Origin of the sequence: Caulobacter sp. SSI4214, from assembly GCF_012184455.1 — a bacterium.
Taxonomy (GTDB): domain Bacteria; phylum Pseudomonadota; class Alphaproteobacteria; order Caulobacterales; family Caulobacteraceae; genus Caulobacter; species Caulobacter vibrioides_E.
Window position 1 is genome coordinate 1 of sequence record NZ_SZWJ01000165.1, and the last position, 3,089, is coordinate 3,089.

Consider the following 3,089-nt stretch of genomic DNA (forward strand, 5'->3'; position numbering starts at 1 on the left):
GACCGAGCCGACGCCGGAGGCCGAGGCCGTCATCGCCCGCGTCCGCGAGCTGCTGGCCGGCGCCCGCGACGACCTTTCCGACATCCGGCTGGACGTCGAGGGTCAGCCCGCCTTCAACCTGCGGGTCTATGCGATCGCCCGGGCCATCGCGCCGGGCGAGGTCTCGACCTATGGCGAGGTGGCGCGGGCTCTCGGCGAGCCCGGCGCGGCCCGCGCGGTGGGCAAGGCCCTGGGCGAGAACCCCTGGCCGATCGTGGTGCCCTGCCACCGCGTGCTGGCGGCCTCGGGCGGCATGGGCGGCTTCTCGGCCTCGGGCGGGGCGGAGACCAAGGCCCGGCTCCTGACCCTGGAAAAGGCGCGGACCAGCCCGGCGCCCACCCTGTTCGACCTGGAGTTCTCGGTCGCGCCGTCGCGGACGGGCCAATAGTCGACGCGAACCTCGGTTTGCCCTCTTCCCACCTGATCGTCGATCACATTAAATGGCTGTTTGAAACCCTCCGCCGCCGCCCCAACCTAAAAGGGGCCAATCAGAGCGGTCGGCAAAACACCCACGGGCAGGAGAACGTCATGCGCGAATACACCAAGTTCTACATCGACGGCGCCTGGGTCGATCCGGTCGCGCCCAAGCCGCTGGACGTCATCAATCCGGCCACCGAGGACGTCGCCGGCGTGATCTCGCTGGGCTCCGAGGCCGATGTCGACAAGGCCGTCCGCGCCGCCCGCAAGGCGTTCGCGACCTTCTCCCAGACCAGCCGCGAAGAGCGCATCGACATCCTCGAGCGCATCATCGCCGAGTACCAGAAGCGCTTCGAGGACATGGCCAAGGCGATCACCGAGGAGATGGGCGCACCCGCCTGGCTGGCCCAGCGCGCCCAGGCGGCCATGGGCATCGGCCACGTCCAGACCGCCGTCGCCGTGCTGAAGGACTACAAGTTCGAGGAAGATCGCGGCACGACCCGCATCGTCAAGGAGCCGATCGGCGTCTGCGCCTTCATCACGCCGTGGAACTGGCCGGTGAACCAGATCGCCTGCAAGGTCGGTCCCGCCCTGGCCACCGGCTGCACCATGGTGCTGAAGCCTTCGGAAATCGCGCCGTTCTCGGGCTATATCTGGACCGAGATCCTGCACGCCGCCGGCGTTCCGGCCGGCGTCTTCAACCTGGTCAACGGCGACGGCCCGACCGTGGGCGCGGCAATGTCCAGCCATCCGGAAGTCGACATGGTGTCGTTCACCGGCTCGACCCGCGCCGGCATCGAGGTGGCCAAGAACGCCGCCCCGACCGTCAAGCGCGTGCACCAGGAGCTGGGCGGCAAGAGCCCGAACATCATCCTCGAGGACGCCGACTTCCAGCGCGCCGTCGCCGGCGGCGTGGCCTCGGTGATGATGAACTCGGGCCAGTCGTGCAACGCCCCGACCCGGATGCTGGTGCCCGGCCAGCGCATGGACGAGGTGATCGCCATCGCCAAGGCCGCCGCCGAGAGCCACACGGTCGGCGACCCGAACGGCAACCACAAGATGGGCCCGGTGGTCAGCGAGACCCAGTGGAACAAGATCCAGGGCCTGATCCAGAAGGGCATCGACGAGGGCGCGACCCTGGTCACCGGCGGCGTCGGCCGCCCGGAAGGCCTGGACAAGGGCTACTACGTCAAGCCGACCGTCTTCGCCAACGTCACCAACGACATGACCATCGCCAAGGAAGAGATCTTCGGCCCGGTGGTCTCGATCCTGGGCTATGACAATGTCGAGCAGGCGATCGAGGTCGGCAACGACACCGAATACGGCCTGGCGGCCTATGTCTCGGGCGGCGACCAGGCCGAGGTCCGCAAGGTGGCGGCCAAGCTCCGCGCCGGCCAGGTCAACCTGAACGGCGCCAGCACCGACCTGATGGCCCCGTTCGGCGGCTACAAGATGAGCGGCAACGGCCGCGAGTGGGGCGACCACGCGTTCGGCGAGTTCCTGGAGACCAAGGCGATCCTCGGCTACGGCGCGAAGGCGGCGGCGGAGTAGGGGGCTGGCCGCTTGTACTGAGTTAGACGGAGAGGGCGGGGCCGGGAGGCTTCGCCTTTTCTCTATTTAAATCAATTATAGCGGTGCCTTGATATCTGATAGACGCGAACGAATATTTTCTTTGATATCTTGGACCCAGTTTCCGACGGGCTCGAGCGTCTCATACGCTTGTATCCAAAAATCTGTTTGGTTCTGGGTTTGAAAGTTCTTTGTTACCTCAGCCATCCTACGGCTAATGAGAGACTTACTCATAGCCGTGCCGGCTTCTATCATCTTATTGACTAGTTCCTCTTCGATGAAGACGCCCTGAAGGATGACGTAATTCTGGAACTCGGAGACAGAGTACTGTGCTTTTCCCAGCTGCTGCCAGGTTAAGAATTCTCCGTACTTATCGATTTTGTGAGTGCTGTCCCGTATTTCGTCTTTTTGGAAATCCTTCAGATCGGACTCTTTGAGCCAGGCCTCAAGTTGGGACTTCGACATACGGTCCAGGTCAGCCAGTTGCTGAAATCCGGCAACGGCTTGGTGGCATGCTCCATAAGCCTTGTTCATTAGCCCCCACGCTTCAGGTAGCACTTCATATTCCCGGACATGAAATTTCGTTGCGCGGTCGGCGTAGCGACTCAGTTCGGCTTTTAAGCGTTCAACCTCGCGCAAGTTGGCTGCCTTGAAATCTTCGAGATCTTTCTGAAACTTGGAATCCAACCATCCCTTCGCGAGCATCTTGAAAAGCCAGTAGGCGACTCCCGCTGCAACGGCACCTGTAATGCCGAGGCTAGCTAGGGTTGCCAGAATTGGAGTGATCAGATCGCTTATGGGCACAACGGCCTCGCCAAACTAATAAGGTTCTAGTTGTTCACCCGACCCACCCCAGGGGCGGACCCAACCTAACTTCTCTCGAAGGCAGCAGCGTGCCGGACTGTCCAGGTCAGTCAAGGACCGGCTCCGCCGGCCGCGTCGCGGCGACGCGCAGCGTCGGCCTTGAGTGACCTGGACAGCCCGGCGATCGTCTCGCCGAGAGATGTAAGGATGGCTCCCTTCCCGGGGGCGGGAAGGGTCCCTCCACAAATCCCCAAACACCG

At 63.5% G+C, this 3,089-nt stretch carries 3 protein-coding genes; 2 read left to right on the forward strand and 1 reads right to left on the reverse strand.

Annotated features, from left to right (window positions below):
- Together FCU40_RS22800 and FCU40_RS22805 are read left to right on the forward strand one after the other, a co-directional pair.
- Positions 1-427, forward strand: a 427-nt coding sequence (locus FCU40_RS22800) for a methylated-DNA--[protein]-cysteine S-methyltransferase (protein WP_168078078.1), incomplete at its 5' end; no start/stop codon positions are given.
- A 140-nt stretch (positions 428-567) separates the two neighbouring features.
- Entirely contained in the window at positions 568-2,007 is a 1,440-nt protein-coding gene (locus tag FCU40_RS22805; RefSeq protein ID WP_168078080.1) for an aldehyde dehydrogenase family protein, read from the forward strand.
- Positions 2,008-2,082: 75 nt separating this feature from the next.
- Here FCU40_RS22805 and FCU40_RS22810 read toward each other — a convergent pair whose 3' ends face one another.
- Positions 2,083-2,829 carry a hypothetical protein gene (locus FCU40_RS22810; RefSeq protein ID WP_168078082.1) on the reverse strand — a complete coding sequence of 249 codons (747 nt, stop codon included), beginning with the start codon at positions 2,827-2,829 and terminating at the stop codon, positions 2,083-2,085.
- Positions 2,830-3,089 lie beyond the last annotated feature (260 nt).

Bases quoted from the DNA above. Each gene is read 5' to 3' on its own strand.
- FCU40_RS22805 (WP_168078080.1), top strand. From the start codon at position 568: ATGCGCGAATACACCAAGTTCTACATCGACGGCGCCTGGGTCGATCCG.